23 protein-coding genes and 1 riboswitch are annotated in these 21,357 nt (G+C 45.6%); of the genes, 1 reads left to right on the top strand and 22 read right to left on the bottom strand.

Annotated features, from left to right (window positions below):
• Positions 1-22 precede the first annotated feature (22 nt).
• The 15 genes from V7M78_RS16110 to V7M78_RS16180 all read right to left on the bottom strand — a co-directional run bounded on the left by V7M78_RS16110 (position 23) and on the right by V7M78_RS16180 (position 14,874).
• On the bottom strand, positions 23-937 hold the full coding sequence (locus V7M78_RS16110) for a LysR family transcriptional regulator (protein ID WP_333651380.1): 915 nt from the start codon (positions 935-937) through the stop codon (positions 23-25).
• A gap of 69 nt (positions 938-1,006) precedes the next feature.
• Positions 1,007-2,437 carry an adenylosuccinate lyase gene (gene purB / locus V7M78_RS16115; RefSeq protein WP_333651381.1) on the bottom strand — a complete coding sequence of 477 codons (1,431 nt, stop codon included), beginning with the start codon at positions 2,435-2,437 and terminating at the stop codon, positions 1,007-1,009.
• A gap of 110 nt (positions 2,438-2,547) precedes the next feature.
• Positions 2,548-3,990 (bottom strand): amidophosphoribosyltransferase, encoded by a 1,443-nt coding sequence (gene purF, locus V7M78_RS16120; protein WP_333651382.1) that lies wholly within the window; start codon positions 3,988-3,990, stop codon positions 2,548-2,550.
• 25 nt (positions 3,991-4,015) lie between these two features.
• Positions 4,016-4,723, bottom strand: coding sequence for a phosphoribosylaminoimidazolesuccinocarboxamide synthase (gene purC / locus V7M78_RS16125; protein WP_333651383.1), 708 nt, complete (start codon positions 4,721-4,723; stop codon positions 4,016-4,018).
• Between the two features lie 146 nt (positions 4,724-4,869).
• Positions 4,870-5,205: a hypothetical protein gene (locus V7M78_RS16130; RefSeq protein ID WP_333651384.1), complete on the bottom strand. Its 336-nt coding sequence runs from the start codon at positions 5,203-5,205 to the stop codon at positions 4,870-4,872.
• Between the two features lie 175 nt (positions 5,206-5,380).
• Positions 5,381-6,073 (bottom strand): P-II family nitrogen regulator, encoded by a 693-nt coding sequence (locus tag V7M78_RS16135; protein ID WP_333651385.1) that lies wholly within the window; start codon positions 6,071-6,073, stop codon positions 5,381-5,383.
• A gap of 14 nt (positions 6,074-6,087) precedes the next feature.
• The gene (locus tag V7M78_RS16140; protein WP_333651386.1) at positions 6,088-7,626 is read right to left on the bottom strand and encodes a DUF1538 domain-containing protein; all 1,539 of its coding nucleotides are present in this window, start codon (positions 7,624-7,626) and stop codon (positions 6,088-6,090) included.
• Between the two features lie 3 nt (positions 7,627-7,629).
• A complete protein-coding gene (locus tag V7M78_RS16145; RefSeq protein ID WP_333651387.1) occupies positions 7,630-8,109 on the bottom strand; it encodes a MarR family winged helix-turn-helix transcriptional regulator in 480 nt (159 codons plus the stop codon).
• A gap of 200 nt (positions 8,110-8,309) precedes the next feature.
• Positions 8,310-8,600: a hypothetical protein gene (locus tag V7M78_RS16150; protein ID WP_333651388.1), complete on the bottom strand. Its 291-nt coding sequence runs from the start codon at positions 8,598-8,600 to the stop codon at positions 8,310-8,312.
• A gap of 74 nt (positions 8,601-8,674) precedes the next feature.
• Positions 8,675-9,433 carry a 4-hydroxy-tetrahydrodipicolinate reductase gene (dapB, locus tag V7M78_RS16155; protein ID WP_333651389.1) on the bottom strand — a complete coding sequence of 253 codons (759 nt, stop codon included), beginning with the start codon at positions 9,431-9,433 and terminating at the stop codon, positions 8,675-8,677.
• 29 nt (positions 9,434-9,462) lie between these two features.
• Entirely contained in the window at positions 9,463-10,347 is an 885-nt protein-coding gene (gene dapA / locus V7M78_RS16160; RefSeq protein WP_333651390.1) for a 4-hydroxy-tetrahydrodipicolinate synthase, read from the bottom strand.
• Between the two features lie 129 nt (positions 10,348-10,476).
• Positions 10,477-10,651, bottom strand: a riboswitch (Lysine riboswitch).
• Between the two features lie 29 nt (positions 10,652-10,680).
• Positions 10,681-11,184 (bottom strand): cob(I)yrinic acid a,c-diamide adenosyltransferase, encoded by a 504-nt coding sequence (locus V7M78_RS16165; RefSeq protein WP_333651391.1) that lies wholly within the window; start codon positions 11,182-11,184, stop codon positions 10,681-10,683.
• A gap of 111 nt (positions 11,185-11,295) precedes the next feature.
• On the bottom strand, positions 11,296-11,925 hold the full coding sequence (locus V7M78_RS16170) for a single-stranded DNA-binding protein (protein ID WP_333651392.1): 630 nt from the start codon (positions 11,923-11,925) through the stop codon (positions 11,296-11,298).
• A gap of 277 nt (positions 11,926-12,202) precedes the next feature.
• Entirely contained in the window at positions 12,203-14,044 is a 1,842-nt protein-coding gene (gene typA, locus V7M78_RS16175; RefSeq protein WP_333651393.1) for a translational GTPase TypA, read from the bottom strand.
• A 173-nt stretch (positions 14,045-14,217) separates the two neighbouring features.
• On the bottom strand, positions 14,218-14,874 hold the full coding sequence (locus V7M78_RS16180) for a YigZ family protein (protein WP_333651394.1): 657 nt from the start codon (positions 14,872-14,874) through the stop codon (positions 14,218-14,220).
• A 190-nt stretch (positions 14,875-15,064) separates the two neighbouring features.
• Between V7M78_RS16180 and V7M78_RS16185 the strand changes: the two genes are divergently transcribed.
• A complete protein-coding gene (locus V7M78_RS16185) occupies positions 15,065-17,728 on the top strand; it encodes a transglycosylase domain-containing protein (protein WP_333651395.1) in 2,664 nt (887 codons plus the stop codon).
• Positions 17,729-17,781: 53 nt separating this feature from the next.
• Here V7M78_RS16185 and spoVAE read toward each other — a convergent pair whose 3' ends face one another.
• The 7 genes from spoVAE to V7M78_RS16220 form a co-directional block, all read right to left on the bottom strand.
• Positions 17,782-18,138, bottom strand: coding sequence for a stage V sporulation protein AE (spoVAE, locus tag V7M78_RS16190; RefSeq protein WP_333651396.1), 357 nt, complete (start codon positions 18,136-18,138; stop codon positions 17,782-17,784).
• Between the two features lie 47 nt (positions 18,139-18,185).
• Positions 18,186-19,205 (bottom strand): stage V sporulation protein AD, encoded by a 1,020-nt coding sequence (gene spoVAD, locus V7M78_RS16195; RefSeq protein ID WP_333651397.1) that lies wholly within the window; start codon positions 19,203-19,205, stop codon positions 18,186-18,188.
• A 26-nt stretch (positions 19,206-19,231) separates the two neighbouring features.
• On the bottom strand, positions 19,232-19,684 hold the full coding sequence (locus V7M78_RS16200; protein WP_333651398.1) for a SpoVA/SpoVAEb family sporulation membrane protein: 453 nt from the start codon (positions 19,682-19,684) through the stop codon (positions 19,232-19,234).
• Between the two features lie 33 nt (positions 19,685-19,717).
• On the bottom strand, positions 19,718-20,146 hold the full coding sequence (locus tag V7M78_RS16205; RefSeq protein ID WP_333651399.1) for a stage V sporulation protein AB: 429 nt from the start codon (positions 20,144-20,146) through the stop codon (positions 19,718-19,720).
• A complete protein-coding gene (locus tag V7M78_RS16210; protein WP_333651400.1) occupies positions 20,133-20,759 on the bottom strand; it encodes a stage V sporulation protein AA in 627 nt (208 codons plus the stop codon). The genes V7M78_RS16205 and V7M78_RS16210 overlap by 14 nt, the downstream gene beginning before the upstream one ends.
• Positions 20,756-20,917, bottom strand: a complete 162-nt coding sequence (locus V7M78_RS16215) for a hypothetical protein (protein ID WP_333651401.1) — start codon at positions 20,915-20,917, stop codon at positions 20,756-20,758. Before V7M78_RS16215 ends, V7M78_RS16210 begins: the two co-directional genes overlap by 4 nt.
• Before the next feature lie 68 nt (positions 20,918-20,985).
• On the bottom strand, positions 20,986-21,357 hold a 372-nt coding region (locus V7M78_RS16220), incomplete at its 5' end, for a sigma-70 family RNA polymerase sigma factor (RefSeq protein ID WP_333651402.1).

Genomic DNA, 21,357 nt, shown 5'->3' on the forward strand with positions numbered 1-21,357 from the left:
ATCAACATAAGTAAAATCAATATTATTTATATTCTTCATAATTTTCACTTATATCATTCATCATCAGCCTTAAAAGCCTGTTTCCAGCAGTGGACATAGGAAGTTTTTTATCTGTAACCAGAGAAAAATGGCGCTTTGGCATTTCCTCCCGGAACTTCAGCTCAATCAGGTTTCCCTTTTCCAGCTCCGCCTGGGCAAATTCCGACATGACACATCCTACACCCAGATTTCGCATGGCAAACTGGACGATCATGTCGCTGGTTGACAGCTCAAATTCCGGTTCCACAACCACGTTATGAGAAGCCAGATAATCATCCATAAATATCCTGGTGCTGGTAGGCTTTTCCAGGAAAATACAGGGAAGCTCCTTAAGAATCTCATAATCCAGCACCTTCCCCTCCAGATGACGGAATTTTTCTCCCGCCACGAACACGTTCCTGATTTCCTTTACATCGGTGCTGACCACCTGGTTCCTGGCCTCAAAGGGAGTGCTGACCACTCCGAAATCAATTTTCCCCTGGTATAAAAAACCAAGGGTTTCCGGGGTCGGACCGTTGGAAACCGTTACCTTGATACCGGGATAGAGCTCATGAAACTGTTCCAGATAAGGCAAAAGATAAAACTGCAGGGTCATATCACTGGCCCCGATCCGCACCTCTCCCGTATCTAAGTCCCTCATCCGCTTTAGTACAGTTTCCCCATTCCAGATATTCTCTAAACCAGCTTTTACGTAATCGTAAAAAACTTCTCCTTCCCTGGTTAAGCGGACTCCCTTGGGGGTTCTCAGAAAAAGCCTGCTGTCCAAAGACTGCTCCAACTGCCTGATGGTCTGGCTTACAGCAGGCTGGGAGATGCAAAGCTTATCTGCTGCCAAGGTAATGCTCCCAAGGCTGGCTACATGGTAAAATACCTTATAATACTCCAGATTACCGTTCATGGTTCCTCCTGACATCAAAAATAAAAGGCAGGCAGACCTTTCAAAAACACAAAGTCTGCCCGCACAGCTTTACACGTTAATCTCTGCTTTCATCCCCAGAAACTCCCTGTTTTTCTCCAGAAGGGGCTTTACCTCTTCATCGAGATAAGCAGTGACCTGAGCCGGGGCGCAGCCCACATACTTTTTGGGATCCATGCTTTCCTTTAATTCCTCCAGGGAAAGGTTAAAGGAGGAATCTGCCGCAATCAGCTCCAGCAAATTATTATCCAGGCCTTTTTCCTTTACATTCCGTCCGGCTTCCATGGACAGTTCCCGGATTCTTTCGTGAAGCTCCTGTCTGTCCCCTCCTGCCTTTACAGCGTCCATCATGATATTTTCCGTTGCCATAAAGGGAAGCTCTGCCATTAAATGCTTTTCGATAACCTTAGGATAGACCACAAGGCCATCCACCACATTCAAATAAAGATCCAGAATTCCGTCCACAGCTAAAAAGCCTTCCGGTACGCTGAGACGCTTGTTGGCGGAGTCGTCAAGGGTCCGTTCAAACCACTGGGTAGAGGATACCAGCATGGGATTCATCACGTCTGCCATCACATAATTGGACAAGGAGGCCATCCGCTCACTTCTCATTGGGTTGCGTTTATAAGCCATGGCAGAAGAACCGATCTGGTGCTTTTCAAAAGGTTCCTCCACCTCTTTTAAATGCTGCAAAAGGCGGATGTCATTGGAAAATTTATGGGCGCTCTGGGCAATGCCTGCCAGTACATTGACCACCCGGCTGTCCACCTTTCTGGAATAAGTCTGTCCGGAAACCGGATAGCAGCCTGGATAACCCATTTTTTCCGCAATCATATCATCAGCTTTTCTCACCTTGTCCATATCGCCGTCAAACAGCTCCAGGAAACTGGCCTGGGTGCCTGTTGTTCCCTTGGAACCTAAAAGGCGGATAGAACTCAATAAATAATCCAGATCTTCCAGATCCATCATCAGATCGTGGAGCCAAAGAGTGGCTCTCTTTCCCACAGTGGTGGGCTGGGCAGGCTGGAAATGGGTAAAGGCCAGAGCAGGCATATCCTTATATGTGTCACAGAATCCGGCCAGCAGACTGATGACGTTTAACAGCTTTCTGCGGACCAAGTTTAAGGCCTCTGTCATAATAATAATATCTGTATTATCTCCCACATAGCAGGAGGTGGCTCCTAAATGGATGATGCCCTTGGCTCCCGGACACTGGACGCCGTATGCATAGACATGGGACATTACATCGTGGCGGACCTCTTTTTCTCTCTGTCTTGCCACATCGTAATTGATCTCATCCTGATGGGCTTTTAATTCCCCGATTTGTTCTTCTGTAATAGGAAGGCCCAGTTCTCTTTCCGTTTCCGCCAGTGCGATCCACAGCTTTCTCCAGGTTTTAAACTTTTTATCCTGGGAAAAAATATACTGCATTTCCCGGCTGGCATAACGCTCTGAGAGCGGACTCTGATATCTGTCTGTCATCCTTTCCCTATTCCTCCTTGGTTTTGATTTCCTGCTTATCATAGCATATTTTTTGATTCATGGGAAGAAAAAAGCGGGACTGCTTCCATAGCAATCCCCTTTCAACCTTCTCATCTCGTGTATTCTCCCCGGATGTCCTCCTTGGGAGGATCGACCGGATAATTTCCGCTGAAACATGCTGTGCATATGGGAAGTCCCTCTGCCAGCTCGCTCAGACGCTCCAGTTTTAAGTAAGACAGGGAATCGGCTCCCAGAAATTCTCGGATTTCCTCTACCGTTCGGTTATGTGCAAGAAGCTGGTCCTTATCAGGAATGTCTGTGCCAAAATAGCAGGGATGGAGAAATGGAGGTGCACTGATCCGGACATGGACCTCCTTTGCTCCTGCTTCTCGGAGCATATTGACGATGATTGCACTGGTGGTTCCCCGTACAATGGAATCGTCAATCATGATGACCCGTTTCCCGGCCACTGCCTCTTTTAAAACATTTAATTTAATCCTGACAGAGGATTCCCGGCTGCTCTGCTTTGGCCGTATAAATGTCCTGCCCACATAGGAATTCTTCACAAAAGCTGTTCCGTAAGGGATTCCTGACTGAAGGGAAAATCCCAGGGCCGCGCCATGACCCGACTCCGGCACACCCACTACAAGGTCGGCCTCAACCGGAGAATCCATTGCAAGAGCCCTTCCCGCACAAAGCCTGGAATGATAGACGCTGACCCCGTCAAATACGCTGTCTGGCCTTGCAAAATAGATATATTCAAAGACACACCTGGCCTCCTTTGATTTTTCCTCAGGACAAAGGGTGGTATCGGAAGAAATGCCTTCTTTCGTAATGGTGACAATCTCTCCTGGTTTCACATCCCGTATGAACTCAGCTCCAATGGTATCCAATGCACAGCTTTCAGATGCCAAAATGTAGGCATTATCCCGTCTTCCAATACAGAGAGGCTTAAACCCAAAGGGATCTCTGGCTCCGATCAGCTTTCTTGGGCTCATGATCACCAGGGAATAAGCTCCCACAATCTTTTTCATGGCATTGACTGCAGCAGCCTCCACTGAGTTGGTCTTCACCCGTTCCCTGGCAATGTGGTAAGCGATCACCTCGGAGTCAATGGTAGTCTGGAAAATGGCTCCGTCATACTCCAGCTCCCTGCGCAGCTCCGGCGCATTGACCAGATTTCCGTTATGGGCCATAGCCAGAGCGCCTTTCACATAGTTGAGAACGAGAGGCTGGGCATTTTCCCGGGTACTGCTTCCGGCAGTAGAATAACGGACATGGCCCACTCCGATGTTGCCCCGAAGACTTTCTATGATCTCCGGCGTAAAGACCTCGTTGCACAATCCCATTCCCTTGTATGCGTTTACCCTTCCCTTGGGGCCTTCCGTATCAGTAACTGCGATTCCGCAGCTTTCCTGCCCCCTGTGCTGAAGTGCGAATAATCCGTAATAAATGGTGGAAGCCACCTCACCGCCGTCGCAGTCAAAAATACCGAATACTCCACACTCCTCACGAAGCTTTCCTTCTATATCGAAATCCAATCCATGATTCATTTGATGTCTTCCTTCCCTGTGATGTTTACTGGATTCCCAGGCGGCTAAATACCTCCTCATACGCATCCTCTGTACCGCCTAAATCCCTGCGGAACCGGTCCTTGTCCAGCTTTTCTCTGGTGTCCTTATCCCAAAGCCTGCAGGTGTCAGGAGAAATCTCATCTGCCAGTATGACCTGGCCGTGATATCTGCCGAATTCTATTTTAAAATCAATTAAGTCAATATTCAACCCGTCAAAATATTCCTGCAGCACCTCATTGACCAAAAAGGCGTACTTTGTCACAGTGTCAATTTCTTCCTGGGTGGCGAGATCCAGGGCCAGGGCATAATAGCTGTTGATAAAAGGATCACCCAAATCATCGTTTTTATAGCTGAATTCAAGGGTGGGGCGTGAGAATTTGATGCCCTCTTCCATTCCCATTTTCTTTGCAAAGCTTCCGGCGGAATAATTTCTCACAATGACTTCAAGAGGAAGGATTTCCACTTTCTTCACCACTGTTTCCCTGTCATTTAATTCCTGAATCAGATGGGTAGGAATGCCTTTTTCCTCCAGCTTCCGGAAAATAAAATTGGACATCCGGTTGTTAATTGCCCCTTTTCCCACAATGGTTCCCTTTTTTAAGCCGTTAAATGCCGTGGCATCGTCTTTGTAAGAAACGATCAATACATCCGGATCTTCGGTTGTGTAAACCTTCTTTGCTTTTCCCTCGTACAGCAGCTCTTTTTTCTCCATGGATTCCACCTGTCCTTTTCTCAACGGATTTATAAGTTTTTCAAATAAAACAATGGTATTTCAGTAGAAATTATAATACGTTAAAAATAAGATTGCAACTGGTTTTGTTATTATAAATACTTATGACCAAAGTAGGATTCTGGTTCTCAATCCGGCTCCTGCAAGACCACCTGCTCCACTTTCTGCCACAGCTTTACGGTCCCTTCCTTCCAGTTTAAGGAAAATCCGTTTTCCCTGGTCTCTCCCGCTTTCCGGTTTTCCCGGCCTTCTTCCGAGGAAAACCACCCTTCTTTTTCCACTGAAAAATGCCTTTCAGACCAAAGAGCCAGCTCTTTCCCATAAAAGGGCAGAATCAGGGCAGCCTCCAAAAGAACCATAAAAAGAAGACCTTTTCTGAGCCTGTCCAGGCTATGTTTTCTGTATCCACGGACCCAGCGCAGCTTTCTCCATGGTTTTTTCTTTCTGTTGTAATTTTCTGTCACAGTATGGAACCTCCCTGCCATTACAGGCCGGATTATGATGGAATTTAAGGGGTGCGGGCCGTAACGCCGGCCTTTGAGCGATGCAGACATGCCTTTTTATCATTATATCTCATATCAAAAAAAGCTTCAAGCACCATTCTATGCCTAAAGCTTTTTTCTCATTTTGTTTTCCGGATTATTCTTCGGACTTATCCTCTTCCTGCAAACGAAGTCCTGCAGTGCTGGTAACCGGAAGTGAAAATACGATGGATTTCGCTTTGCTTTCCATCCCCGCCTTCTCCATAATCACCTTCATGATTTCATTTTTATATTCCACTTTTGTAACGATAAAGATAATTTCTTTCTCCGCTGCAATAGAAACTCCAAGAAACTTCTCCGCACGTTCCATACCCTCGCCCTTTGCATGGATCACTGTCCCTCCGCTGGCTCCTTTTTCTCTTGCGGCATCCATTACATTATCGCTATATCCCTGATTGGCTATGACCACCAGCAATTCATGTTCTGTTTCTTTCAATATAGTTTCCTCCTCTTTTTCAAACTGCTGCTTTTCCGTTAAGAATTCCAATGCTTTCTTTCCGCCAATACTGGAAAGAGGAATAATAAAAGCTACGCCGGTACCGGGAACGTCGATATTCATTTCCTTCTGCAGCGCTTTTTTCAGACACTTCCATCTCTCATTTGTTACGAAGGAAAACATAACTGCCTTTTCCGTTGCTTCCAGACCAAAGTAGTCCAGCACCTCACTGTTAGCAGTTCCTGCTCCTAAGGTGCTTATGATAACCGTCTGCTCATGCTCTTTATAAAAGGAGAGCATTTTATGGCCGACACTTCGGTTAGTAATTGTCACCATCATATATACTTTACTCATTGGATGCTCCTTTTCTATAATTCGATAATATCATCATCCGCCAATAATGCAAATGCTTCTTTTGGTTCCATATGAGACACGCCCTTCCCGGAATGTCCTGACCGCAGCTTATATACCAAACCTAATACCTGTATTGTAATCAATGGTGTCATAGCAACCATTGCTACCACTCCAAATGCATCCCTTACAATATTTCCTCCTACGCTGACACTCGCCCCGATGGCAAAGGGCAGAAGAAAGGTTGCCGTCATAGGACCGGAAGCCACACCTCCTGAGTCAAAGGCAATGGCCGTAAATATCTTAGGAACAAAAAGGGAAAGAAATAATGCAATGGCATATCCGGGAATAATAAACCAAAATATAGAAATTCCTGTAAGCACCCTGATCATAGCAAGCCCCAGGGAAACTGACACACCGATAGAAAGGCTTAATCCCATTGCTTTAGCAGAAATTGCGCCTGAGGTAATCTCTTCCACCTGTTTCGTAAGTACGAACACTGCCGGCTCCGCCAATACAATAAAATAACCAATGAGCATACCGATTGGGACAATGATCCATCGATAGGGAAGTGATGCAAGCATTTGGCCCAAATAATTACCAGCCGGCATAAATCCTATATTTACACCCGTCAAAAACAGAAATAATCCAACATAAGTATATATAAGGCCAACCACAATTCGAATCAAAGCCCTTTTGTGTATTTCCCGGGAAATAAGTTGAAAGATACCGAAAAATAATACAATGGGAAATAAAGAAACTGCCATCTCCATCATATAATGGGGAATTCCATGGGAAAACATTCTCCACAGCTCAATGGAATTATCTATTGTCGGCAAAACCTCCGGTATATATTCCGAACTTTCCGGGTGGTAAATCAATCCCAGAACCAGCACCGCTAATATGGGGCCGATTGAGCACAGTGCAACTAATCCAAAGCTGTCATCTGACGCATGCTTATCACTTCGAATGGCCGAAATACCGATACCGAATGCCATGATAAAGGGAACGGTCATAGGCCCCGTCGTTACTCCTCCCGAATCAAAAGCCACCGAAAGAAAGTCCTTGGGAACAAAAAAAGCCAATCCAAAAACAATTGCATAAAATACAAAAAGCATTTTCGGAAGAGATATGCTAAATAACATACGAAGCAAAGCAGTTACCAGAAACAGTCCAACTCCGCAGGCGACTGCCAGTATAAGTACGAGATTGGGAATTGACGGCACCTGCTCCGCCAATACCTGCAAATCGGGTTCTGAAATAGTAATAATGAATCCAAGTATAAAACTCAGTAAAATCATAAGCCAAAGCTTCCTGGTCTGGGTCAGGCTTCCACCCACCTTTTCCCCCATGGGTGTCATGGAAAGCTCCGCCCCCAATGAAAAGAACATCATTCCAATAATCAAGAGTACTGCACCGATTAAAAATGCCATCAATATACTGGGTGATATGGGTACAATTGTAAATGATAAAAATAGTACAATTCCAATAATCGGAAGCACTGCTTTTAAGGCTTCATTAAGTTTTTCCTGTAATCTTGTTCCATATAAATTCAACTTCTACCTGCCTTCCTGTCTTCTCTCTTCAACGTCTGCGTGACCTTTAAAATGTTCTAATTCCTTATTTATATTGCCCGCAATCTTTTTGGCTACCTTTAACACAATCTCCTTCTCTTCTTCTGTGATATCCTGATACATAATATCCCCCAACCGCTGCCGCAGCTTAAGCAATTCTTCGCAAACAGGCTGGGCCTCTTCTGTCAGATGCAAATGAATGCATCTCCGGTCCTGCTCATCCGCCTGCCCTCTGATATAACCCCACTCTGTTAAATTCTCAATTGCCTGGGAAATATGGGCCTTGGAAAAAAATTTATTCTCTGCAATATCCCTTGCCGTATCGTATTTCCCGCCTCTTAAAAAAAGCAAAATCTCAATTTCGATTTTATGCAATCCATACCTTTCTGTAATAAGATTGCTCATTTTCTCATAAAGCCTTTTAAACTGTTGTCCGTTTAATAAGATTTCAAAATCATTATCCACAGTTATTTCCTTTCATTAAGACTAGAATCAAAGAGCTAATGGTTCACATTAGAACAGTTCACTTTTAAACAATTTTCTCATATATCCTTTTTTCTGTCAATATTTTTTTATTCCGTGTCAAATATTGTGCTGAAAAGATTCAAAAAAAACTTCAGGCACAATTATCTGCCTGAAGCTCTTTTTTTTATTTCATATCCTCATTACCGGGCCGTTGTGGCGCTTTCTGTAGTGGGCTGTCCGTTGCTTTCCCCTGTTACGTTGTCAACGCCTTTTTTTACGTCCTCAACCACATCATCTACAACTCCGGTGCTGGCGGATTCATCAACTTTTGTATCAGCCTTTGTGGTAGCAGCAGCTGTGGTCTGGGTGGTTGCAGCAGTAGTTCCCGCTGCATTTGTCCCGTTGTTATTTTTGGCAGTATTGCATGCAGTCAACAATACCACTGACATAATGACAAAAAGGGCAATAACATAAGACTTTATTCTTTTCATAATACATTCTCCTTTCATTTTCTATGGTTAGTATGTGTAAAGGAGTGATGAATTATGGTGGCAAATTATGGAAATTATGATTGAACTACGTCTTTCATGGTATAAAGTCCCGGTGTTTTTTCTGCCAGAAATTTTGCTGCGGATACGGCTCCTTTTGCAAAAATAGCCTTGGAATAAGCGGTATGGTTAAAGGTGATCACCTCGTCGGCTCCTGCAAAAATCACATCATGCTCTCCCACAATGGTTCCTCCACGAACAGACTGAATACCGATTTCCTTTTTATCTCTGGCTTCCATCTTTGTACTTCTGTCAGAGACGTAATGATACTCCTGGTTCATGGCCTCATTGATGGAATCAGCCAGGGCAAGGGCTGTCCCGCTGGGGGAATCCACTTTTTTATTGTGGTGTTTTTCCACGATCTCAATGTCAAAGCCTGCGCCTGCAAGAACCTGGGCAGCCTCTTTCACCATCTTAATCAGCAGGTTGACTCCCAGAGACATATTGGCGGAACGCAGGATGGCAACTTGTCCGGCTGCCTTCTGTACTCTTTCATTCTGTTCTTCAGAAAGCCCTGTGGTGCATAACACCACAGGAACCTTCTCTCTTATGCTGTAATCCAAAAGACCATCCACTGCCTTTGCAGAAGTAAAGTCCACAATCACATCGGCCTTTACATCGCAGGCTTCCAAAGACGGAAACACGGGATATGGATTCTGTCTTGTATGATTGGGGTCAATTCCCGCAACAATTGCAATGTTTTCATCTTCCGCCGCTATCTGGGTAATGGTCTGACCCATTGCTCCGTTACAGCCGTGCATTATCATTTTAATCATGTGTTCCTCCATGTGTATCGTCTTGAAAATTATAAAATTCCGTATTCCTTCATAGTCTTCTTTAAACGTTCCTGATTCTGAGGCTCCATCTCAGTGAGAGGAAGGCGCATTGGGCCTGCGTTCATACCCATAAGGTTTAAAGCTGCCTTTACAGGAATTGGGTTCACCTCACAGAACAGGGCATTGATTAAAGGAATGGCTGCAATCTGAAGGCTGGCGCTTCTCTTTACATCTCCCTTAAAATAAGCCTCACAGATCTCGTGGGTCTGTGCAGGAGCGATGTTGGAGAGAACGGAAATTACGCCTTTTCCTCCCAATGAGAGAAGAGGCACAATCTGGTCGTCATTGCCGGAATAAACGTCAGCACATCCATCGGAGTAATTCATCAGATCCGCTATGGCGGTAAAGTTTCCGCTGGCTTCCTTGACTCCCACAATGTTGGAAACGTTGCGGCATAAGTCTGCTATGGTTTCCGGTGCAATATTGATTCCGGTTCTTCCCGGTATATTATATAGAAGAATGGGAATTTTCACCTGGTCTGCAACTGCCTTAAAATGGGCCTTCAGTCCGTTCTGAGTGGCCTTATTATAGTAAGGGGACACCAAAAGAAGTCCGTCTGCACCGTGCTTTTCAGCTTCTTTTGAAAGGTAAACGGCAGTGTCCGTACAATTAGACCCGGTTCCTGCAATGACCGGAACACGCTTTTTGGTCACTTCGCATACAAACCGCACTACTTCCAAATGCTCTTCATGAGTCATGGTAGACGCTTCTCCGGTGGTGCCGCAGGCAATGATGGAATCTGTTCCTCCTGCAATCTGGAACTCTACCAGCTCTTCCAGCTTTCCATAGTTCACTTCCCCATTTTCTTTAAATGGTGTAACAAGGGCCACACCTGCTCCTTCAAAAATTGCCATTATCTTTTCCTCCTGATTCATTTTTTATACATAAGGTGAATTCGCCTAGCTTTCTGTTTAAAAATCTGCCAAAAAACAGAGCTGGCGACTGGGCCAGCTCTTAAAGTTCAGAATTAATGATATCATCTTTCTTTAAGTAGCTCAACATCCAGACGGATGACAGTCACATGGCTCTTAACCATATGCCCAGAATGAATATGCTCAGGCCATACCACTCTTCGGCGTCTCTTCCTTTCGTCTGTCCTCGACTGCACCTGATGCATCGGACAGCTTACTGATAAGCAACGCAACCTCTACTCTTATATTATGTATTATATCACCATACTAACATTATTATTTTGTGTTGTCAACTTTAAGATGGTCGATTTCCAGGATATTATCCACGTAAGGCTCGATCTCCTTGGAAAATACCTTCCCGGTCAGAATGACATCCATTTCCTCCACCTTAAACTGAAGCAGCCGGATCAGCTCCTCTGCTTCTACAATCTTCTGGTCCAGAAGTCCCAGGATTTCATCCAGAATGAGAATGTCGCATTCCCCGGTGGACAAAACCTTTTTTGCAAAGTTCAGTCCATTGCGGATATTCATTCGCTCCTCTTCCTGCTGTTCCTTAGAAAGATCTTCAAAAAGACCATCGGATTTCTCAAACCGGAATATCTTCATCTCCGGCTCCAGGCGTTTTAAAATATCCAGGGAACCCTTTCCTGGACAGCCCTTTAAAAACTGGATCATAATGACAGTTCTGTTCTTGGACAGAGCCTCGATTCCCATACCCAGGGCCGCCGTGGTCTTTCCTTTCCCTTTGCCGCATATAACCTGTATCGTACCTTTATTCATCCTATTGCACCTCATAACAGCTTTAAAAGCGATCGTTTCCGTATTACTTCAGAGCCTGCTTATCGTACCATAAAATTAATATTTTTGCAACATTTTCTTAAGGAAGACAGGTTATACCTCATCACACTCCAGTTTGCTGACGGAAACCTCGTAGGCGATTCTCTTCTCGCACTCGGTCTCACTCAGCTTTTTGGTGTATTCCCTGCTTTGGACCCTTCCCCATACCTTAACTCTGGTCCCTACTGAAAATCCGGAAGCATATCTGGCATTTCTTCCCCACGCAATGCAGGGTATGTAATCTGATTTACCGTATGGGCGGTTTACCGCAAGAAGGAGGTCTGCAATTTCCCTTCCCAGGGGAGTTTTCCTGTAAATGGGAGCTTTGCATATATATCCATCCAGAAAAATTTGATTGGTTTTTGTATAATCGGTAAATTCTTCTATGAAATGAATTTCCCTTACAAAGATCGAAAGCACCAGGCGGTTTTTCGTTCCCTCATGACGGTTATAGGACCGGAACTGGCCTACGGCCTCTATAGTCAGACCGTTATAGTCCCCATCCACGTCAATGAGACGTTCTGAAATCATTAATGGTATGACATCTGCCTGTTCACTTAAGCGATTAACTGCAATATCCACCATATAGAATCCTTCTCCAAATACCTCATGGCTAAAGGTGAAGCCGGAAATAATCTCTCCTATCACGCTTACTTTGTTGTTTTCAATCATTTTTTCTGACATTGTATTTCTCCTCTTCCTTCACTTATTTGCCGCTGCAATATACCTCACAGCTAATATTAAATTTATGTCCCAAAATCTCTTTCCATGATAAAAAACCATCCAAAAATATCGACAGGACAAGGCAGGTGAAAGGGCAAAAAGAAAAGAGGAAGCGGCTTTTTCAGCAGCATCCTCTTAAATATTACATATTATGACAACAAGTTATCATAATCGGATGGACGGTGCTAAGTATAGCACCTTTTATGAGAAGCTAAAAACAGCTTCTCATAAGCCATATTTATGACAGGGATTTTTTGTTGAGAGAAGACCTTTTTCTCATAGTCGGGTCTAAAATCTTCTTTCTGACCCTGAGGTTGATTGGAGTGATCTCCAAAAGCTCGTCAGTGTCGATAAAGTCTAAAGCCTGCTCTAAGCTCATATCCTTTGGAGGTGTCAGCTTTAACGCCTCATCAGCGCCTGAGGAACGGGTGTTGGTCAGCTTTTTCATCTTGCAGACATTGATTTCAATGTCTTCTGCCTTTGGATTCTGGCCGATGACCATACCGGCATATACCTTTACTCCAGCTCCGATAAAGAGGATTCCTCTTTCCTGTGCATTGAATAAGCCGTAGGTGATGGATTCTCCTGACTCATAGGCAATGAGGGAGCCCGTCTTTCGGTAAAACAGTTCGCCCTTAAAAGGTGCATAGCCGTCAAAGGCGGTGTTCATGATACCATTTCCCTTTGTATCGGTCATGAATTCTCCTCTGTAGCCGATTAAGCCTCTGGAGGGAATGGAAAATTCCAGTCTGGTGTAGCCGCCGTTTGCAGGACTCATGCCCTGAAGCTCTCCCTTACGGCTGGTAAGCTTCTGGATAACAGCTCCTGTAAACTCCTCCGGCACATCGATATAAGCGATTTCCATAGGCTCCAGCTTGCGGTTTCTCTCATCAAATTTATAGAGAACCTCTGCCTTGCTGACTGCAAATTCAAAGCCCTCTCTTCTCATGTTTTCAATGAGAACGGATAAGTGGAGCTCACCTCGTCCGGAAACCTTAAAGCACTCTGCGGCTTCGGTTTCCTCTACACGAAGGCTTACATCGGTGTTAAGCTCTCTGAACAGACGCTCTCTTAAGTGGCGGGAGGTGACAAACTTTCCTTCCTGTCCTGCCAGAGGGCTGTCATTTACCATGAAATTCATGGCAATGGTAGGCTCTGATATTTTCTGGAATGGAATTGCTTCCGGATTATCTACGGAACACAAGGTATCTCCGATGTGGATATCGGCAATACCGGAAATGGCTACAATGGAACCGATGGAAGCTTCCTGAATCTCCCTCTTGTTAAGGCCCTCATATTCGTACAGCTTTCCTACTTTTACCTTACGTGATTTACCGGGTTCATGATGGTTTACGATAACACATTCCTGGTTTACCCTGATATTTCCATTATCCACCTTGCCTACGCCGATTCGTCCTACGTATTCATTGTAGTCAATGGTGCTGATTAAAAGCTGAGTGGAGGCTTCGGGATCGCCTTCCGGTGCCGGGATGTGGTCAATGATAGTCTGGAATAATGGAGCCATGTCCTTTTCCTCGTCATCAAGTCCCATCATTGCAAAGCCGCTTCTGGCAGAAGCATAAACAAAGGGGCAGTCAAGCTGCTCTTCGCTGGCATCCATATCCATAAGGAGCTCTAAAACCTCTTCTTCCACCTCTTCCGGTCTTGCTTCGGGGCGGTCTATTTTGTTAATACAGGTTACGACAGACAAGCCCATATCCAGAGCCTTTCTGAGAACGAATTTCGTCTGGGGCATAACTCCTTCATAGGCATCTACTACCAGGATAACGCCGTTTACCATCTTTAAGACACGTTCCACCTCTCCGCCGAAATCTGCGTGGCCTGGGGTGTCGATGATGTTGATTTTGGTATCGCCAAAATAAACCGCTGTATTCTTGGATAAGATGGTAATTCCTCTCTCACGCTCAATATCATTGGAGTCCATCACACGCTCCATCACTTCCTGGTTCTCCCGGAAAATGCCGCTCTGCCTTAACAGGGCATCCACCAGAGTGGTTTTACCGTGATCAACGTGGGCGATGATTGCCACATTTCTTATATCTTCTCTTTTCATCTTCATAGATTGTGCTCTTCTTTCTCTTAAACAATTATGGCCCGGCCAAACCGGCTCCCATATCATAAAAAACTAAGGACATATCTGCCCTTAGTTTCATCAGCATTATAACAATTAGTTAGTATATCATCCTATATTTAATATTGCAAGATTTTTTTCTTGTTTTTTCGACATGTTTATTAATCCGGAAACAAAAGCACTTCTTTCTCAAACAGCCCATAATACACATCTTCCAGCTTTACGATTTCTGCCTGTCCTCCTGTTATGTCCGCAACATCAGTCTGTATTTTCTCAGCCTTCTCCTGAGGCACCAGAATGGTCAGTTCTACCTTGTCCGTATACTCACTGTTTAAGGTGGTAATGCCCTCCTGGGCCAGCATATACTGGATTTTTCCGATTCCGTTATAATCCACCGTAAGAGAACATGTCTCTCCCGGCTGGACAGTCAGGATTGCAGAGGCTTTAAGCCCCTCCTGGGCAGCCCCTGAATAGGCTCTTACCAATCCTCCCGTCCCAAGAAGGGTTCCTCCAAAATATCTGGTCACCACCACACAGACGCCTGTAACACCCTCTCCCTCCAGCACATCAAGGATGGGCCTTCCTGCAGTCTGGGCCGGTTCTCCGTCATCGCTGCAGCGTTTCTGCTCCCCTTTTTTCCCTATGACCCAGGCATAACAGTGGTGCCTGGCATCCCAGTAGGTTTTCCTTATTTCTTCAATAAAAGCCAGGGCCTCCTCTTCTGTTTTTACAGGCCTGGTACAGGCAATGAAACGGGATTTCTTTTCTGTTACCTCTCCTGTTCCTCCCTGGTATAAAATTTTATAGGAACTTCTCATAAATTTCCTCATTTCTTCCTCATCAATATTGTTTTCATTATATCGGAAAACCCAGACTCAGGCAAGTCCATGTATATTTCCTACATTTTTCTCCAAAATTTAAGAAGGGGAGCCTTTCAAAAGGCAAAAATGGTAGGTGTTGAATTGAAAGGCAATGTTTGGTATAATAATCCGGTAAAGGAGGTTTCTTATGAACTATGGCAAACAATCGGTAGAAAAAAAGCTCCGGACCGCCAATTCAAAAACGAGGAAATATTCTGCCAAGGTTTTTCTTGCTTTTTTAAAAAGCTTATTCGTGCTGTTTCTGTTCTGCGGCATCCTGGCCGCCAGCATCGGATTCGGCATGGTTAAAGGAATCATAGACAACGCTCCTGAGGTGGACATTGCCACCATCGTACCCAATGAATATGCCACAACCGTTTATGACAGCGCGGGCAATGTGACGGAAACTCTGGTTACTGCAGGGTCCAACAGGGAGGAAGCCACCTATGAAGAGCTTCCAAAAAACCTGGTCAATGCTTTTGTCGCCTATGAAGATTCCAGGTTCTGGCAGCACAATGGAATTGATCCCCGCTCCATCATGCGGGCTGTAAGAGGCGTGCTGACAGGAGATTCCTCCGCAGGAGGAGGCAGTACCATAACCCAGCAGCTCATTAAAAACAGCGTTTTCGGGGGCGGTATGGAAAAAAGCTTTGGGGAACGGCTGGAGAGAAAGATGCAGGAATGGTTCCTGGCTGTCAAGCTGGATGGAATCATGTCCAAGGAACAGATTATCACCAATTACTTAAATACCATTAACTTAGGCAATAACTCCCTGGGAGTCAAGGTGGCTGCCAGAAGGTACTTTAACAAGGAGATATCCGATCTGACCTTATCCGAATGTGCGGTTCTTGCAGGCATTACACAAAATCCCTCCAAGTTTAACCCTATTACCGGTCAGAAGGCCAACTCAGACAAGCAGAAGGTAATCCTTCAATACTTGCATGACCAGGGATATATTTCCAGCGAAGAAGAGGATGAAGCTCTGGCTGATGATGTCTATTCCAGAATTCAGAACGTGGACATCGTTACCAAGGAAACCTCCACCCCTTACAGTTATTTTACAGATGAACTGGTGGAACAGGTCAAGGAGGCCATGAAGGAACAGCTTGGCTATACGGATACTCAGGCCCATAACATGCTTTACAGCGGCGGCTTATCCATCTACACCACCCAGGACCCCCACATTCAGTCCATTGTGGATGAAGAAGTGGGCAACCCCTCAAACTACACAGCAGCCAAGTATTCCATTGAATACAGGCTTTCCGTGACTCACAGGGACGGAAACACAGTCCATTATTCTGAGGAAAGCTTAAAGCGATATCACAAAGACATCGGTGATTCAGGATACGACGGCTTATACAATTCAGAAGAAGAGATTCAGAATGATATCAACGGATATAAAGCCTCTATCATACAGGAAGGGGATACCATTCTGGGAGAACGGCTTCAAAAGACCTTACAGCCTCAGGCTTCTTTCGTGATCATGGACCAGAAGACCGGTCAGGTAAAAGCCATAAGCGGAGGACGGGGCGAAAAAACTGCCAGTCTCACCTTAAACCGGGCCACCAACACCCTGAGGCAGCCAGGCTCCACCTTTAAGATCATAACGGCATTTGCGCCTGCTATTGACACCGGCAGCGCCACCCTGGGAACGGTTTATTACGATTCTGTTTACACCATCGGAAATAAAACCTTTTCCAACTGGTATAAATCCGGATATCAGGGCTACTCCTCCATAAGAGACGGAATCATCTATTCCATGAACATTGTGGCCGTCCGCTGCCTGATGGAAACCGTAACGCCCCAGCTTGGGGTGGAATATGCCAGAAACTTCGGAATTACTTCCTTAAGGGATACGGACTACAATCCGGCCCTTGCACTTGGAGGAATTACAGACGGCGTTTCCAACTTAGAGCTGACCAGCGCCTATGCTACCATTGCAAACGGAGGGCTATATACAAAGCCCACATTTTTCACCAGAATTCTGGATCATGACGGAAAAATTTTAATCGACAATACGCCGGAAACCCACAGGGTTTTAAAGGATTCCACCGCATTTTTGCTGACTGATGCCATGGCAGGCTCCATGGAAAGCAGCAGAAAGTTTTCCCAGGGAAATTCGGGCCCCAGCTCCACCAGTACGGCCGCCAATATTCCCGGCATGTCCAACGCAGGAAAAAGCGGTACTACCACCGGCAATAATGACATCTGGTTTGTAGGCTATACGCCTTATTACACTGCAGGAATCTGGGCGGGCTATGACAGCAACCAAAAGCTGACAAGCCAAAATGGCGGAACCTCATTCCACAAAGTATTGTGGAGAAAAATCATGTCCAGAGTCCACGAAGGCATGTCAGATCCGGGCTTTCCCGTTCCTGACAGCATAGAAACTGCCAATATATGCAGAAAATCAGGCAAACTGGCTGTCTCGGGAATCTGTAACAACGATCCCAGAGGCAATGCCATATACACCGAATATTTTGCAAGAGGCACGGTTCCCACAGACGTCTGCAACATTCACGTCCGTGCCACTGTCTGCTCTGTATCTCACCGGCTTCCGACACCTTACTGTCCGGAGCGGACTACAGCTATCTTCCTGGTGCTTCCGCCTGGGGAAGAGGGAACAACCGATGATTCCGCATTTGCAATGCCTGGTTACTGTACCATCCATTCTGCCAACTCCGTCATCATTCCTCCGGGAGGTGACACGGATTCGCCGGACAGCGATTACGGTCCGGGGTATGGGCCTGGATATGGACCTCCGGGTTCAGGTTCAGCAGGCCAAGGGCAATGGCCTGGGTCAGGATATTAAAAAAGACCGAAAGAAAGGGTCTGCTGTTATTTGACGACAGCAGACCCTCTTTTTTAACTTTTCATTTTAGGTTTAAAGAGGATAGAACCCAGATAACCGAAAATCAGGGCTCCTGATACTCCAACGGCACTTGCGGTGAATCCTCCTTTGAAAACTCCTAAAAGCCCGTCTTCTCCCATGCTCTTCCACACGCCTTTCCAAAGGGTATTGCCAAAGCCCAGAAGGGGAACAGTTGCTCCTGCTCCCGCCCAGTCTGCAAAGGGATCGTAAAGTCCTAAAGCGCCCAGAATGCTTCCGGTTACCACCAGAAGAACCATGATGCGTCCGGGCATCAGCTTGGTGTTATCCATCAAGATCTGGACCAGCACGCAGATTCCCCCTCCGACTAAAAATGCTCTCACGTATTCCATAAAAGTCTCCTTTCTTTTCATTTGCCCTATAGAACTATTTCTGCATACTACAGGTTTCCCAGGTTTTCAATAACCACTCCATGAGCTATGCCCGGTATGGTTTCTCCTTCGTTGAAGCTGACTGTGGAAAGCAGTGCGCCTGTAGGCACGAACAAAACCCGTTTCCACGTCCCGTCCTGTACCCTGGGAAGAATGTAGGAGCAAAGGGTAGAGGCCGCACAACCGCAGCCGCTTCCTCCTGCATGGGTATCCTGGGACTCTGAATCAAAGATCTCAATTCCGCAGTCCATATACTGTTTTTCTATATCATGTCCTTTATTTTTCATAAAATCCAGCAAAATGGTACGACCTACCTGACCCAAATCTCCAGTGATAATCTTGTCATAATAGGATTCATCCACCTGGAAATCCTCAAAATTCCTCTGTATGGTGTGGAAGGCTGACGGGGCCATGGCTGCTCCCATATTCATGGAATCCCTGGCGCCCATGTCCACCATCTGCCCTGTGGTGATGCCTGTAATGGCTGCAATTCCATCTTTTCTATGCTTCGAGAGAATAACCGCACCGCAGCCTGTCACCGTCCAGGAAGCCGAAAAGGGCCTTTGGTTTCCATATCCCAGGGGAAAACGGAACTGTTTTTCCGCTGTTGCAAAATGGCTGGAGGCCATAGCCATAATCTTGTCTGCATACCCTCCCGCAACAGTCATGGCTCCCAGATTCAAGGCCTCTCCCATAGTGGAGCAGGCTCCGAATAAGCCAAATAAGGGAATCTCCAGATCCACGGTTCCAAAAGAGGTAGCAATGAGCTGGCCCAGCAAATCTCCGGCAAATAAATAGCGGATATCCTTTTTCCGGATGTTTCCTTTTTCAATCGCCAGATCTGCAGTCTGCTTTTGCAGGGCGCTTTCCGCCTTTTCCCAGGTATCCGCCCCAAACATATCATCCTGCTCCACCACGTCAAACATTTTTCCAAGAGGACCTTCGCCTTCTTTTTTTCCTACAATCGAAGCCATGCTTTCAATGACCGGAGGCTCTTTAAATTTAACACTCGCTTTTCCTATCTGCATTTTTCTCTCTCTCCATTTCCATGAGTCTACAGTATCCCAAACGCCTGTAACACATAAGCGATGATTCCAAGTAACCAGGAGCTTAAAATTCCATACAGGATAACCGGCCCTGCAATGGTGAATATTTTACAGCCAATACCAAACACCTGGCCCTCTGCTCTGAATTCTACTGCCGGAGCCACCACGGAATTGGCAAATCCGGTAATGGGAACCAATGCTCCTGCTCCTCCGAATTTAACAATTTTCCCATAGAGATTTAATCCTGTCAGCAGGACGCTGGCTGCAATCAGAACCAGAGTGGTCCAGGCTGAAGCCGTTTCTTTTTCCAGCCCTGTGTTCATAAGCAGAACCGTGACAATCTGACCTATGGTACAGATGATTCCGCCTACAAAAAATGCCTTGATCATTCCCGGCCACCGCTTGTGAACCGGAGTCACCTGCTTTACATAGGCTTCATACGCTTTTTTGTCTATTTCCATTATGTTCCTCCATTCTGTAAATTCTGTTCTGCTTTACTGTCCAAATTTTTCCGTAAAAAATATGAGGGACCCAATCAGTTTTCCCAGTCCCAGGGAAAGGATGATATACTGCAGTCCTACTCCCAGATTGAGCCTGCGGCTGATGACCGGCAGAGCCTTTAAGGTTTCTGCAAGGGACATGACCAGGCAGCCCACAAAGATTCCCACGGCTGTCCCGTAAACGCCCAAAAACAGATTTCCCCCAAATCCCAGAGGGATTTCATAAATGTCCCATATATTTCCCAGTACACCTCCCACGATGATCATGGTTTCATACAGCAGGATGTGCCTGTTTGTCCTTGTCTTTCCTATAAGCCTGGGAAATACGCCTATGATGGCTAAGAAAGCAAAAACGCCGGCTGCTATAATGCCGCCAGCGCTGAGCCCGATTAAAACAAGAAGCACTTGTTTAGGAAACATCAATATCCGACTCCTTTCTTCCTTCATTCTGAATCAGGGTCTTGCTGACATTATCCTCGTAAAGCCGCATTTCTACCTCTAAAGGTGTTGGATCGGTATTGATCTTGATCTTTGCGAAATGATTAAAAAATCCCACAATTCCAAGAGCCAGTCCAATGGAATAGCTAACCTCTAAAATGGTAAATCCGCTGGATTCCTGCTTCATGATGATCCGGTAAATTTCCTTAAAAACATCGGTAACGTTTACGTCATTATTAAAGGTCATGATGGCAAAAGCCGCTCCGCAGAAACAGATGATACATACAAAAATGGTCTTGATCCACTGCCAGACCCAGTTAGGCTTTTTGGCCTTGTGGTAATCGATGATATAATCCACTTCCCCCACATTATTGATCTCAAGGGTGGAGTCCATTTCTATCAGTTTCTTTATCACATCCAAAGCATTCTCTATATACCGTTTGTTTTTATCTGAGTGAATGGTTTTAATGCGCAGGGCATTGCACTTGTTCATAACGGAAGAATCGTCGCAGTAAACGTCTGCCACATCCTTTAGCTGGATCTCCTTGTGATGAACCTCTGTAATCTGGCTGATATTTAAATAAACGGTCTTGCTCATGAAACCATCCTCTCAATTCCGGGCAGGCTTCTTACAAGAGTTCCTTCTTTTCCTCCCCCGTCAGGCATGACGGCAATCAGATACCAGATGGCGGCAGCAGCCGCAATCAGGCCTAAAACAAGAAGCGTCATCACAAGCTTATGTTTCATGGATTCCATAGGTGCTCACATCCTTTACTCTGGTTTTCATAAGTAGTATGAGCCATATGGTTTTTTTTATTCTTTTTCTATAATTTTTCACGCATTTGCTTTAAAATCTTTTTTTCCAATCTGGATACCTGAACCTGGGAAATTCCCAGCTTTGCGGCGATCTGGCTCTGGGTTTCATTGTAATAATAACGCCTGATGATGATTTCCCTGTCCTTATCCTCCAGCCCGGTCAAAAGCTCCCGCAGCACCATCTGGTTTAAAAGGTCTTCCTGGGCAGAATTTTCTTCTTCGATTTTATCAATGAGCAAAAGACTGTTTTCATCGTTGTTATTGACAGAACGGTACAAGGATTCCACCTCTGCTCCCGCTTCAATGGAAGCGGCCACTTCTTCCTTGCTGGCCCCGATTTCCCCGGCGATCTCCTCTACCGTAGGCTCCCTGCCCAGACG

The sequence above is a fragment of the Lacrimispora sp. genome (assembly GCF_036758025.1).
In the GTDB taxonomy this organism is placed as follows: domain Bacteria; phylum Bacillota; class Clostridia; order Lachnospirales; family Lachnospiraceae; genus Lacrimispora.